Below are 16,185 nucleotides of genomic sequence, written 5' to 3' on the forward strand. Positions count from 1 at the left end.
TCATTCCTGTTTTCAGGCGGCTGGCGGCAGCCGCGGCATTCATGCCGGGACAGCCGCTGCCCCTGTGATTAGAAATCCAGTTTGATTGTGCTTGCGAGATGTTTACTTTTGTTTACTTTTTCGCTTAATTGAATGTCTTTTAAAGGAATGGATGGGTTTCTCATAATCGCCGAAAGGATCATGACGTAATCCTTGGCCAATACAGCAATGGTTTTCTTTTTAAATAGTTTTGTACAGTAATCAAAACTGCCCTGAATCTCATCTTGATCTATTAAGAAGTTCAGCTGTAAATCAAACTTGGCTGCCGTCTCCGTTTGTTCATAAGGCCTGACTGCGAGAGAGTCCACTTCAATATCCGTTTGTTCGGTATTTTGCAGGACAAACATCGTATCAAACAATGGATTGCGGCTTAAGTCCCGTTTCACACCCAGTTTTTCAACTAATTCTTCAAAAGGATACTCTTGATGTTCAAAAGCCTTCAGCATGGTTTCTTTCGTTTCCGTTATATAATCCAAAAATGTCCTTTCTGCCATCGGAGCGGTGCGGATGGCTAATGTATTGACAAACATTCCGATAATGGGTTCCAAATCCGCATGCGGTCTCCCCGCAATAGGGGTGCCGACGACGATATCATCCTGACCGCTGTATTTTGCCAGCAGTATGGAATAGGCCGAGAATAAAATCATGTAAGCGGTCGTTCCAGTCAATTCTTCCAGCTGCTTTATCCCTTGGGTGACAGTCTTATCGAGCGTAAAATTGTGCCTTTTCCCATCAAAGCTTCTAACCGGCGGTCTCGCAAAATCTTTCGGAAGCTCGAATGACGGGAGCTCTTCATGAAATACACCAAGCCAATACTCTTCCTGCTTCTTGATTCGTTCTCTTTGCTCTTTTTGATGTTTCCATTCCGTAAAGTCTTTGTACTGAATACGGAGCGGAGCTAACTCTTTGCCGTCGTACAATTGAATCAGTTCTTCGACAAAAATATTCATGGAGGCGCCGTCCGTGATGATGTGGTGCATGTCAAACATAAAAATATTCAGGTCTTGTTCTAACTCGATGAGTCCAGCCCTAAGTAATGGAGCCTGGCTGAGATCGAACGGCCGCACGAAGGTGCGGAAACATTCCTCAACCTCGTCAGCTGTTGCCTTGTATCTTTCCATCGAAAACTCCACTTGCGGTTTGATCACCTGCACCGGTTCTCCGCGGACCATTACAAAACCGGTACGCAGCGATTCATGACGCTGGATCAGTTTTTGGAAAGCGGTTTGCAGGCGATTCATGTCGAGTTTTCCTTCTAATGTAAGGATTCCCGGCATATTGTAGCTAAGTTCTCCGCCTTCTATTTGTGTTGACAGGTAAACCATCTTCTGCACGGAAGATACAGGATAGACATCTTTTGCTTTGGCTTTCGGAATGTAATCCGGCCCGTTGGTTTCAGCTTCTGCAATAGCCTTTGCCATTTCTTCAACTGTCGGACATTGGAAGACTTCTCTTAATGAAATATTTTTGCTGAATTGCTTATGAATTTTGGCGATGAGCGTCATCCCCCGCAACGAGTGGCCGCCCAAATCGAAAAAGTTATCTTTTACACCTATTTCTTTTACCTTTAAAACGTCTTGCCAGATGCATATCAGCTGCTCTTCCATATTCGTCCGCGGAGCAACGTAATCGGTCCCCGTTTGCAAACCTGCTTCAGGCATCGGTAATGCTCTTCGATTTACTTTTCCATTGCCGGTTAGCGGCAGTTTCTCCAGCTGGATGAAGTATGAAGGGATCATGTATCCCGGTATTTGACCAGCAAGTTTTTCTTTCAGCTGACTGATCGAGAGTGATTGCTCCGCTGTAAAATAGGCATATAAATCACTTTGGCCATCGGTATTTTCTTTTGCTAGGACAACTGCTTCCTGTACGTGCTTGAGAAGAGCGGCCTCCACCTCACCGAGTTCAACCCGGTAACCGCGGATTTTGACCTGATGGTCCCTCCTTCCCGCATATTCAATGTTTCCGTCAGGAAGGTAACGGGCCAGATCGCCTGTTTTATACATCCGCTGACTCGAGTCATATGGGTGCGGAACAAAAGTTTCGAGCGTCAAAGACTCCCTGTTATGATAGCCTCTGGCCAGGCTCACTCCTGAAATACAAAGTTCACCGACGATTCCGACAGGCTGAAGCGTTCCGGCTTCATTCAAAATGAACATCTCCGTATTTGAAATCGGTTTGCCGATCGGCTGAAGCTCCTGATCTGTATTCGGATCAACGGTATACATGGTCACGACATGCGTCTCCGACGGACCGTAATGATTATGCAATGTGACTTGATGGCGCGCCAGCTTGTCACGCAGCATACTTGTTACGATGAGCTGTTCTCCCGCAGCGATGATGTGATCTACGCACTCGGCAAATGGTTCGAAATAGTGTTTCTCCGAGGCAAGAAGCTTAAGGAACGCTGTCGGAAGAAATGCTGTTTGTATCCCGTGCGTTCTGACAAAATCATTGAGCTGACGTATGTCACGTTTTGCCTCATTGCCGATGATAAAGAGTGTTCCTCCGCTTGAAAGCGCGGAGAACATTTCTTGATAGCAGACATCAAAGCTCATTGCGGCAAATTGCAGCACTCTGTCAAACTGCAGCTGCGTATGATCCTGCTCATAAGCGAGCAGATTCGTCATGGTCTTGTGCTCCAGCTGAACGCCTTTCGGCTGCCCCGTTGTGCCTGACGTGTAAATAACATACATTAAATCATTTTCCGAGCAGGAAAGATTAAGATTGTCTGCTCTGCCTTGATATATCATCGGATCATCAAGCAGAAGCACTTCTTCTTCAAAGAGCGGCGGAATAGCGTGACCTGCACAAGTCAAAAGCACGTCGGCACCGCTGTCTTTCAGCATAAAAGCCCGCCGTTTTTCGGGAAGCTCCGGATCGATAGGGAGAAATGCTGCGCCGGCCTTTAATATGGCTAAAATGCCGATGATCATATTTGCTGAGCGACCCGTGAGAACGGCAACCACCTGATCAGTGCCAACACCTTTATCTTGAAGGACGCGCGCCAGCTGATTAGAACGCTCATTCAGCTGACGATAAGTCAGCGTCTGATTTCCAAACATGATGGCTTCATGGTCCGGGTTAAGCACAGCCTGCTGCTCAAAAAGCTGATGAACCGTAGTCGGAATACGTGTTCCTGCTGCAGTATCGTTAAAGAGCTGATGGATGTCTCTTTCCTCTTCCTGGGTCATCATATTCAGACGAGCCAGCTCGGCATCAGGCTGTTTAATAATCGAATCAATCAGCTTCACAAAATGCCCCATCATACGTTCGATCGTTTCCGGTTTAAACAGGGCCGTCAAGTATTCCATCGTGAACTGAATACCCGCCTCTTCTTCCACAGCAGTTAAAGTTAGATCAAATTTCGCCATCGTATGTCCGTTTGGATATGGTTTGAAAGTGACGTCATTTATCTCTAATTGTTCCTGCTCCGTGTTTTGAAGCACAAACATGGTGTCAAACAACGGATTACGGCTCAAGTCTCTGGCGATATTCAGTTGATCGATCAGCGCTTCGAACGGATAATCTTGATGTTCATAAGCTTTTAATGCATTCTCCTTCACCTCGGACAGATACTGAGAGAACGTCTTCCCTTTTTCAGGGTAATTTCTCATGGCCAATGTATTGACAAACATTCCGATAATCGGTTCCAAATCGGCGTGCGGTCTTCCCGCTATAGGACAGCCGACAATAATGTCTTCCTGGCCGCTGTATTTTGAAAGCAATAATGTATAAGATGCAAGGAGCACCATATATAAAGTCGATTCAGTTTGGGATGCCAGCTGCTTTAACCCATCGCTTTTTTGCTTATCAAGCGTAAACTGCATTGTGGCTCCCGCAAAATCCCGTGCCGACGGCCGGATATAATCGGTCGGCAGATGAAGGACAGGGACGTCGCCGCTGTACAGCTCTAACCAATAGGCTTCTTGTTTTTGAATCTGCTGTAATCTCGCTTCGCCGGTCTGCCATACTGCGTAGTCCTTGTACTGGATGCGGAGGGGCGTTAATGTCTCTCCTTCATAAATGCGGATAAATTCTTTGATCAATACGCTCATGGACGTTCCGTCAGAAATAATGTGGTGCATATCAAACATCAGAATTCCGCGGTCAGGTTGAAGTTCAATCAGCCCCACGCGAAGCAGCGGCGGCTCATCCAGGTGAAAAGGACGAATAAATTGGCGGATATAAAGGTCCGCACCATCTTCTTCCCCTTGGTACCACTCTGTTTCAAACGCTGCATGATCCAAGACATACTGAACGGGTTCTCCGTCAGCCATTTTAAAACCGGTGCGCAAAGATTCATGGCGCAAAATCAGCGTGCGGAAGGCTTGCTGCAGTTTGTCACGGTCAAGCTTGCCTTCGACAGCCATCAGTCCCAGCATGTTATAACTGAGTTCTCCGCCTTCCAAGTGATTCAGGATGTACAACCGTTTTTGTGCTGAGGATACCGGATAATAAGGTCTTTTTTCAATTGCAGGAATCGCAGCATATCCGGTCAGCTCCGTCTTCGTGATCGTCTGTGCGAGCTGTTCAATGGTTGGGAAACGGAAGACGTCCCGCAAAGGAATTTGGACATGCAATTGCTTTTGTATTTTTGCAACCAGCGCCGTTGCCCGCAGGGAGTGTCCGCCGATCTCAAAAAAGTGATCTCTGATCCCCACCTGCTCTAATCCGAGGACATCCTCCCAAATTGCTGTCAGCTGGATTTCTGCCGAAGTTTGCGGCGGGACGTACTCTATGCCGCTGTCACGCTTTTTGACCGGAGCTGGCAATAACTGGCGATTCAACTTCCCGTTTGGCGTCAGCGGCATCTTATCCAACTGAACAAAATGAGCCGGGATCATATATCCCGGTAAATGCCGGGCCATTCTTTCGCGAAGTTCACTGATCTGTATTGTCTTATCCGCAGCAAAGTATCCGCACAAGTAATATTCATCATCTGCATCTTTAAGGGCAGCTGCGGCGGCTTCTTGAATATCAGGAACGTTCAGCATCACCGATTCGATTTCACCGAGTTCAATCCGAAAACCTTGAATTTTCACCTGATGATCAATCCGGCCGATATATTCAATATTTCCATCCGGCAGAAGGCGGGCCAGATCACCGGTTCTGTACATTCGGTCCTCCGGTACAAACGGATCGGCAACAAATTTTTCGTCCGTCAGTTCCGGCAGGTTCAAGTAACCCCGCCCGACACCGTCCCCTGCAATATACAGTTCGCCTTGGACGCCCGCCGGCTGCAGCCGTTTTTTTGAATCAAGAATGTACATGCGGTTTCTGCCTAACGGCTTGCCTATAGGGACATAGTTTTGGCTGCGTGCCCACGCATCGGAAGAACATTCAATGTTGAACAGAGACGCGTCTACGCAAGTCTCCGTAGGCCCATATACATTGGTAATCCCAGGCGCAGCGCCATGATCGCCGAATAATTGCATGAGCTTATTTACCGTCGTTTTGGAAAGAGCCTCTCCTCCGATTAAAAGATGCCGAAGCGTGACTCCCTGCAAATCACCTGCAGCTATCAAAAGCTTTAAGTGGGCAGGTGTTCCGTCGGTGATGTCAATCGAATGCTGCCGGTAGTAACGGCATAAGGCAGCACCGTCTGACACAATCTCTTTCGGCACAATAAACAAGGTATGTCCTGACAGCAAGGAAGCATACATTTGCTGAACAGAAGCATCGAAATAATATGGAGCGAGCATGGCTACATTCAGCTCCGCCTCATAGGCAGAGTAAATTTGGCGTCGAAGTCCTTCAATCAGGTGAATGACCTGGCGATGTTCAATTAACGTGCCTTTAGGCTTGCCTGTCGTACCAGAAGTATAAATGGCATAGGCCAGTTGACTGGACTGATAAGAGAGTGCAAGACTGCTGTCTTTTTCGTGATAGAAATGTTCCTCCATGAGTTCGATACATGTTCCTGAGAAGCCGATGTCATCCTGCAGCTTCCCGCGGTAAAGCAATACGCTGAGACTTGAATCACTCAAAATATAACGGATGCGTTCAGACGGAGAATCAGGATCTATCGGCAAATATGCGCCGCCCGCTTTTAAAACTCCCAAGATGCCTACAATCATCTCAAGCGAGCGTTCAGTCATAATACCGACAAGCTGATCGTTCCGCACACCTTTTGCCTGCAAGGTTCGCGCAAGCTGATTGGCACGCCGATTCAGTTCTCCGTAGGTGAGTTGTTTATCCTCGAATACAACCGCTGTATTGTCCGGAGTACGTTGCGCCTGTTCCTCGAACAACTCATGAATCGTTTTTTCACGCGGGTATTGCATGTCATTAGACTGAAAGCGGCTGAGCAGATGTTCTTTTTCTTGTTGAGAGAGAAGCTCCAATTCTTCTATTTTGACAGACGGCTGCTGTAATACTTGCTGCATGAGCTGTTCAAAATGTCCGCAGAGCCGTTCCACTTCTGATTTTTCATATTCATTTTCATTAAAACCGAAATGAACGGCCAGCTGTTCGCCAGGAATAACAACCACATTCAAATCATAGTGGGAGTGTTCCTGCATATGAAAATTCGTAATGTTCAGCTCCGTACCATGATGTCCCGTCTCTTCGACCTGCTGCCCTATCGGATAATTTTCAAAGATCATGATATGATCAATTAAGTTTTGCTTTTGTTCCGTTTGGGCCTGAATTTCGTATAAAGGATAGGTATCGTACGATTGGGAAGCCAGCGCGTTTTGTTGAACCATTTGCATCGTATCAGCAAAAGTGCTGTCCTCCTCGCAGCGGATGCGAACCGGAATCGTATTGATGAACAGGCCGACCATCTGTTCCACATCAGGAATTTCCGCCGGCCTTCCCGACACGACACTGCCGAAGACAACGTCTGCGGACCCGCTGTATTTCTGTAATAATACTCCCCATAACGTTTGGATCAACGTATTTAATGTAACCTGATGCTGATTTGCGATCTGCTGTAATTGTTTTGTCTGTTCGTGATCAAATCGGCAGGTCACATTGGCATAGGCGTATTCTTTTTGTTCATGCTGCGCTATTTTATGAAGAAGCGTGGTTTCACCTTTATATCCTTCAAGATACCCGCTCCAGTACCGCTTTGCCGCTCCCTGATCTTGGCGGCCAAGCCACTCGATATAGTCGCTGTAAGGAGCTGCCGATGGCGGTTCTGGTTCTCTGCCTTCCTGTAAGGCGCGATAATGATCAAACACTTCCTTCGTGATAAGAGACAGGCACCAGCCATCCATCACAATATGATGGAAGCTCCAAATCAAATGATATTTGCGGTCTTCCATACGGAAAATCGCTATGCGCATCAGCGGATCCCGAGCCAAGTCAAATCCTTTTGCCTTGTCCTCTCTTTGATAGGCTGCGATCGCATCCTCACGCCGGTGCTCCTCTATATCACGCAAATCTGTAAAATGAATTTGCGGTGTTTGCGTTTTATAGACAATTTGTAAAGGAGTATCGTTCCAGCCGCTGTAAAAACGGGTTCTGAGCACGGCGTATGTTTCAAATAATCGTTCAAGGCTTGCTTTAAACCAATCAATCTTTAACTCTCCCTGCAAATCGAACGATGCTTGTTCAAAATAAGAACTTGAGGCCTCGTCCAGCAGGCTGTGGAAGAGCATTCCTTTCTGCATCGGAGTGAGCGGATACACGTTTTCAACCTCACCTGCATGCGGCAGTTGAATGAGGAGCTGATCCAATTCGTCAATGGACATGCCTTTTAACAAAATATCGCTTGGCGTCAGTTCCGATTGTTCTTTATGAACGCAATGCGTAATGATGGTCCGCAGGCGGCTTTGAATCGTTTCCGATAACCGCATGATCGTTTCTTTTGCGTACTGTTTGTTGCTGTAGCTGATCGTAAGCTTCAGCCGGCCCGCTGTGATCATTCCGTTTATATTCAATACATACGGTCTTTCTTGATTTTCGCTTGAGTCTGAACCGCAAGAATAAGAAGATAATTGAACCCCATGCTGCTGTAAATCTTGGTCAAACTGTCCCAGGTAGTTAAAGCTGATCTCAGGATTGAGTTTCGATGGCATTCCGCCGCTTAAGTACCTTGCTATTCCATATCCGATCCCTTTATGCGGAATTTGACGCAATCCTTCTTTGGTCGTCTTGATATAATCAGAGATTTCTTTGCCTGGCTGCGCGTGCAGCACAACTGGATACAGACTTGTAAACCACCCGACCGTGCGGGAGATATCTATATCTTGTATAATCTGTTCTCTGCCGTGTCCCTCTAAATGAATCGGAATTTGTTCCAGTCCTGACCAATGCGATATGGAAAGACCCAGAGAAGTTAAAAGCAAATCGTTTATTTCCGTGTTATAAGCGCGATTCGCTTGTTTTAATAGCAGATCCGTTTCCTCTTTCGTCCATTCCACAGTTGCTGTTTCACTGTCTTTTGCAGTTGTATGGGTTTCATGAAAATCTTTAGGCAGCGGTTTGACTTCGGTTTGTTCGATCTTTGTCCAATATTCCTGTTCTTGTTTTATGGTTTCACTTTGCGCGTATTCTGAAAGTCTCTTAGCCCATAATTGGAAAGAGTCTGTTTTTTGCGGCAGTTGAATTACTCGCCCGTTCTCGGCTTGCTTGTAGCCGCTAACGATATCTTCCAGTAAAATGCGCCATGAAATCCCGTCTATAATCAAATGATGGATGGCAATGAGCAGATGATCTCCATTTGCGCATTGAAACAACCCGGCTTTCATTAACGGCCCATCACTTAAACGCATACTGCTTTGTATCTCATCAGCCTTGGCTTCAATTGTACGCCCCGGATCGGGATCTTCTTTCAGATTCAGGACTTCTAAGTAGTACAGTCCGCTTTGGGCGATTTCTTCATTCTGCGCCTCACAGCCATTTTCCGTAGTCCGGAACGTCATGCGGAGCGCATCGTGATGTTCAGCAAGCTTTTGCAGGGTTTGACGAAGCGGCGTTTCCTGAAAACCTTCCGGCGCATGCAGCATTACGGCTTGATTATAATAATGCTGATCTGTTGTTGTTTGTTCGAAAAACCAATGCTGAATAGGAGTCAGGCTGACTTTTCCTTTGACCTCACCTTGATCGGCTATACGCAGATTCTGCTTGATATGCGGACTCAATTCTGCAATTGTTGCATATTGAAACAAGTCTTTGATTTCCATTTTGTATCCTTGCTGATTTAATCTGGAGGATACTTGAATGGATTTAATGGAATCCCCGCCAAGATCGAAGAAATTATCAAGAATACTGACGTTTTCAGCGCCTAATACCGATTCCCAGGCAGAAACTAATATTTCTTCAGCTTTTGTTCGGGGAGCTTTATACTCTGCTCTGTCCTGCAGTTCGAAATCCGGAGCCGGCAACCCTTTTCTGTTTATTTTTCCGTTAGAAGTTAAAGGCATTTCATCAAGCTCGATAAAATAAGCCGGAACCATATAACTTGCAAGGGTTTGAGACAATTGTTTCCGGAGCCGGGCTGCCGTTGTTTGCCCGCCGCTCACGTAATATGCACACAATTGTTTAAAACCGTGGACATCCTCTCTGGCTGTAACGACAGCTTCCTTGATCGCTTCTTTTTGAAGCAGTGCCGCCTCGATCTCGCCTAATTCGATACGATAGCCTCTGATTTTCACTTGTTCATCTATTCTGCCCGCATATTCAATGTTTCCGTCCGCCAGCCACTTCGCCAAATCTCCGGTCTTATACATCTTCGCTCCGGGTTCAAACGGGTCATCGACAAATTTCTCCGCCGTTAATTCGGGACGGTTTAAATATCCTCTAGCCACACCGGCGCCGCTGATATAGATCTCTCCCGGCACTCCGATCGGCGCGGGTTTCATATTCTCATCAAGAACGTAAATGCTCGTGTTTGCCGCAGCGGTTCCGATCGGTACCGATTCCCGTCTGTCCTTTGCGGCATCGTAACGGTAAATCATGCAGCCGACAACGGTTTCCGTCGGTCCGTACTCATTGCATATTTCAATCCGGCCTTCGAACTGTTCATGAATGCTGCGGGCTAACCGGGTGCTTAAGTTTTCCCCGCCCACAATCATTCTTCTGACAGCCGTTTGATCGGCAATGTTCATTTCTTTCAAAACCTGCAAATGGGCCGGGGTCAATTTAATGATATCCACCCTCGGGTCACGCACAATCGATTCAAGCAGAGCTGTTTTATCCTCTCCGTCATAGACGATGATTGCATTTCCTGTGACAAGCGGCGTGAAAATAGAAGTCACCGTCAGATCAAAAGAAATTGACGAATATAATGGGAAGTTGGCTTTCTCGCCTTTTACATAAACCTCTTTCGCCCACCAAATATAATTGGTCAAGCCTCCGTGCTCGATTAGTACGCCTTTTGGCCGGCCTGTGGAACCTGACGTATAAATGACATATGCCAAATGGCTCGCATCAATTATCGGAGCAAGATCAGAGTCATCTTGGTGATAAGAACTTTCATCATCAAGTAAAACCGTGGCGCCTTCATAGGCAAGCTGTTTCCTGACGTCCCGCTGCATTAAAACGATTCCGGCTTGGGAGTCATCCAGCATATACCGGATGCGGTCTTGCGGATATTCCGGATCTATAGGGACATAGGCTCCGCCTGATTTTAAAACGGCAAGGATTCCGACCACCGATTCGATGCTGTTTCTTGTGATGATGGCTACAGGCTGATCCGTCTGCACTCCTTTCGCTCTTAACGTTCGCGCCAGTCGGTTGGCCCGCTTATTGAGCTCTCCGTACGTGAGCTGCCTGTCCTTATCAATGACGGCTGCTTGATCGGGCGTACGCTGCGACTGCTCTTCAAATAATTGATGAACCGGCGTCTGCGGAAACGGCGCGGCCGTGTCGTTCAGCGTCTGCAGAAGGGTTCTTCTTTCGCCTTCCGTTAACAATTCCGCTTGATCCACCCGGATATCCGCATTTGTCACGACTTGATGCAGGATTTGCATGAAATGTTCCCGAACCCGCTCTATGCTTGCCCGATCATACACATTTGCATTGTATTCAAAAGAGATGTTCATCTCGTCGCCCGGTATAACGGTCAAATTAAAATCGTAGTTGGTCTGTTCTTGCATTTGTACGTTGGAAATTTTGATGGATGTTCCGTTCTGGCGGCCTATACTTTCCATATACTGATCAACCGGATAATTTTCGAATATCATTAAATGTGTAATTAAATCTTGCTTTTGCGTTGTACGCGCTTGAATATCGTACAGCGGGTGTGTCTCAAATTGTTGAGACGCTACAGCCCTTTCCTGCGCCTCTTTCATAAGCTCAGCAAACGTTGTCCCGGCTTCACATCGGAACCGGACGGGAATGGTGTTAATGAATAAGCCGATCATGGTTTCCACGTTTGGAATTCCAGCAGGTCTTCCGGATACAACACTTCCAAACACAACGTCCCGGCTACGGTTATATTTCTGCAGCAAAACCGCCCATGCCGTCTGCAGCAGCGTGTTCAGCGTGACATGATGCTTGCCTGCCGTCCGCTTCATTTTCGAAGTGAGATCGGAGCTTATGTCACACGTCACTTTTTCAGGAACGTATCGTCCGTCTTCCGCTGCATGGTGATCCTTAGGAAGGCCGGTTTGCTCCTCATATCCCTCCAAGTACTGATCCCAATAAGCCGCGGCCTCTTTCGCATCTTGCCGGCCGAGCCATTCAATATATTGACTGTACGGAGTAATTGATGATTGTTCAGGCTGCTTTTGCTGAAGCAAGGCAAAGTAATTCTCGAATATTTCTTTTGTAATCAGCGGCAGGCACCAGCCGTCCATCAAAATATGGTGGAAACTCCAGATAAAACGGTATGTCTTTTCATCGGTACGAAGGATGAATAACCGCATTAACGCGCCTTTTTCTAAGTCGAACCCCCGCATCTTATCTTCTCTGGCATACTGCTGAATCATCGCTTCTTTTTGTGATTCCTTCATCTCTCGTAAGTCATTGAATTGAAAACCGATTTTTTTCGTTTTGAATATGATTTGGAGCGGCTGATCCTTCCAGCCTCTGTAAAAATTCGTGCGGAAAATATCATATTTTTGCGATAAGCCGTCCAAGCTTTTTGAAAATGAATCAATCTCCAGATCTCCATGCAGATCAAACATCGTTTGCTGAAAATAAGCACCTGAATTCGGATCAAATAAGCTGTGAAACAGCATGCCCTTCTGCATCGGCGTTAATGGATAAATATTTTCCGCTTCGCCTAATTCACGCGTCTGCTCCAAAAGCTGTTCCAGTTCGTCGATTGAGATATCTTTTAACAGGATGTCACTTGGTGTGAGAGAAGTCTGCTTCCGGCTTACGCAATGTGCAATGACTTCTTGCAGACTTTCTTTCAACCCTTGGGCAAATTGCGCCATAGTAGATCTTTCGTATTGTTTGCTGCTGTAGCTCAGTGTCAGTGATAATGTCCCTTCGGTAATCATGCCGTTCAAATCAAGCACGGCCGTTCTCTCTTGGTTTTCGTTCATCGATAACCCTGTGGAATATGGCGATATGTGCAAAGCCTGATGCTTCAGGTTTTGGTCAAATTGTCCCAAATAGTTAAACGATATCTCCGGATTCAGCTGCAGGCTGTCGGCTTCCGGATGCCCGGATATATATTTGATGATGCTGTAATTCATTCCTTTATCAGGGATCCGGCGCAGCCCTTCTTTCACGATCTTGATCCGCTGCGACAGGTTTTTTCCGGCTTCCATTCTCAGGACGACAGGGTACTGGCTTGTGAACCATCCTATCGTGCGGGAAATGTCAGCATCCGGAATAATCGGTTCTCTCCCGTGGCCTTCCAAATTCACGACAATGTCTTCCGTGCCTGTCCACTTGTGAACGGCCAGCCCTAACGAAGTCAGCAGCAGATCGTTGATATCCGTGTTGTAGGCGCGGTTCGCTTGTTTTAATAATTGCTCCGTTTCCTCTTTTGTCCATTGAATCGTCACTTCTTCGCTGTCTCTTAATAACGATCCTTCGCTGATAGTGTCTTTAGGCAATGGCTGAGGCTTTATGCTTGAAAGCTCAGTCCAATACGCAATCTCCTCTTCCATATCGGTTTCCGCCGCATACTTGGACAATTGATCGGCCCAGAATGGAAACGAATCTGTTTTTTGCGGGAGCTGGATCGTTTGTCCGCGTTCTGCCTGCTCATAACCGCTTACAAAATCCTCGAGCAAAATACGCCAGGATACTCCGTCAATCAGCAAATGATGAATTGCAATCAGCAAATGATCTCCGTCCGGACATTGGAACAAACCGAGCTTCATCAATGGCCCTTTGTCTAATACCATGCTGCTTTGAATCTCATTCGCTTTATCGGCAATCGCTTGAGCCGGATCGGTTTCCCCTTTATAATTCATCACTTCCAGATGGTATAGTTCACTTTCATCTGTTCCTGTAATTCGCGGAGCGTATCCATCCGGCGTTTTTTCAAAAATCATCCTCAAGGCATCGTGATGCGACGCGATCTGTTCTATCGTCCGGCGAAGCGGAGCCTCTTTAAAGCATTCCGCCGAATATAACATGACGGCCTGATTGTAATGGTGTGCATGCGGCATGTTTTGTTCAAAAAACCAATGCTGTATCGGGGTCAGCTTGGTTCCGCCATTCACTTCTCCTTGATCAGCCACCCTGCTGACCGGCGCTACAAACTGACTAAGTTCAGCAATCGAGGGGTGTTTAAACAAATGCTTCATATCAACCTTGTATCCGGCTTGATACAATCTGGATGATACCTGAATTGATTTAATCGAATCTCCGCCAAAATCAAAGAAATTATCCAAAATTCCTATACGTTCTGCCCCTAATACTTCTTGCCAGATAGACGCCAGCAGTTCTTCTATTGTGTTCCGCGGGGCTATGTATTCGTATTCCGCCCGCGTATTTTCGTCAGCAGCAGGCAAAGCTTTCAGATCAATCTTCCCATTGGAAGTGAGCGGAATGCGTTCCAATGGGATAAAGCGGGAGGGAATCATATAATTGGGCAGTTCCCGGTATAATTCTTTTCTGAACTGCGCTGCTGTCAAAGAAGGCTCGCCGACATAATAGGCATACAATTGTTTGGACCCGTCTGCGTCTTCCCGCGCGACGACTGCGGCTTCACGAACGTTTTCCAGATTGAACATGGCTGCCTCTACCTCGCCGATCTCAATCCGGTAGCCGCGAATTTTTACTTGATGATCAATCCGGCCTAAATATTCGATTCTTCCATCCGGCAGCCATCTGGCGAGATCCCCCGTTTTATACATCTTTTGACCAGGGACATGCAGATGCTCCACAAATTTTTCCTCCGTCAATTCAGGGCGATTGAGGTAGCCGCGGGCCACTCCCGCTCCTCCGACATACAGCTCTCCCGGTACGCCGATCGGCTGGATTTGATGGTGCGCTCCTAAAATATAAGCTTGATGGTTGGCCACCGGGCTGCCGATTGTGATCTGTTCATCAGCGGACTGAACAGGGTGAAATGTAGATACCACGCTGTTTTCTGTCGGTCCGTATTCATTATTAATCCGAATGCGAGGCTGCAGAGAATGCAGCTTCTCAACTGTATCTGTTTCCAGCTGCTCACCGCCTACAACAACATGCTGAACATGGATGAAGTCCTCTGCATTCATCTGTTCGATCATCGTTTTCAGAAGACGGGGAGAGGTTGAGAAATGAGTAATTCTCTCTTGTTTTATGGCATTTTGAATGGCGAAAGTTTCTTTATTCTCTTCATTAGGCAATAGGTGCAAAGTTGCCCCCGAGATGAGCGGGCCGAAGAAATTTAAAATGAACGCATCAAAAACATACGGGTACAAGACAAGCACGCGATCCGGCGGAGAATGTTTAAAAAACGCCTTCTTCCATTGGAGCGAATTCACAATGCCGCCGTGTTCAACCATGACTCCTTTCGGCTTTCCTGTTGTACCCGACGTATAAATGACATAGGCTAAATGGCTGTGTCCCGCTGCTGGTGATAACAATGAGCTATCGGCATGGTATGATGTTTCATCATTCAAATCAATCACCGGGCCGTCAAAGGTGAGACTGTTTTTTAAATGACGCTGAACAAGGAGAACGTCTGCATCCGCATCATGAAGCAAATATTGAAGCCGCTCTTTTGGATATTCAGGATCCAGGGGCACATAAGCGCCCCCTGCCTTCCAAACGGCTATAATGGATACGATCATCTCTAATGAACGATCAGCGAGAATGGCGACTAACGTATCGGGTTGAACCCCGCAATTACGCAATGTTCTTGCCAAACGGTTCGCCTTCTCATTCAGTTCCCTGTACGTCAAATGGTCGTTTTTAAACTTGACGGCCGCATGCTCAGGCGTTCTTTCTGCTTGCTCTTCAAATAATTGATAGACTGTTCTGCTCCCGGAGAAATCTCTGACGGTGTCGTTAAAATCAAACAATAGCTTCTGTTTTTCCGCTTCCGGTAAAATCTCTGCCGTATGGATCGCGGCTTGAGGCTGAAACAGGATCACAGACAGCAGCTGATCCAAATGGGATACAATTTGATTGATATAGCGCTCATCGTACAGATTGCCGTTATAAAAAAGCTTCAAATGAACCCCGTTGTTCTCCAAATCAAAGTGAAACAGCGTATCGGCTGCAGTATCTTCTTTAAATTGCAAGGAATGAATTTCGTTAAGCGAAACGACGGTATGAATCAACGGCAGATGCTCGTCATTGTATTGCACGCTCAGATGCTGAACCATTTTTCTAAACGGCAGGTTTTGATTTTTCAGAGAATCATTAACGGCTTCTTTCAGCTGCCCGAATACGGTTTTAAATGTACTCTCGTTTGAAAGCGTATTTTTTAAGAGGACAATGTTGTTAACGGCTGACTGGCCGGCTTTTTGCTTCGATACCGTCGGAATGCCAAGAATCAGGCTCGTTTGATCCGTATATTTATATAACAAGCATTCAATACCCGCCAATAAAATCAGATAGGCCGCCATATCGGAATGATTCGCCATTGTCATGATTCTTTGGGATACTTCCGGAGATAAGGAACGGCAGATGCATTTTTCCTGGTAGCCGGTACGGGCCAACGACGCTTTATCCGCTGCTTTAAAGTAAGGGAATGCGCTTAGTCCGTCTTCTTCATCAAACAGGTTTTCCCAGTACGTTTCTTGGTTTTTAAATACCGACATTGGAGCACCTCATTTTATATAATTTAAAGAA

At 46.6% G+C, this 16,185-nt stretch carries 1 protein-coding gene; it reads right to left on the reverse strand.

Annotated features, from left to right (window positions below; all coding sequences use genetic code 11):
• Positions 1–68: 68 nt before the first annotated feature.
• On the reverse strand, positions 69–16,154 hold the full coding sequence (locus HWY38_RS10325) for a non-ribosomal peptide synthase/polyketide synthase (RefSeq protein ID WP_224181775.1): 16,086 nt from the start codon (positions 16,152–16,154) through the stop codon (positions 69–71).
• Positions 16,155–16,185 lie beyond the last annotated feature (31 nt).

The organism is Bacillus sp. KS1 (assembly GCF_020075515.1).
Taxonomy (GTDB): Bacteria; Bacillota; Bacilli; order Bacillales; family Bacillaceae; genus Bacillus; species Bacillus velezensis.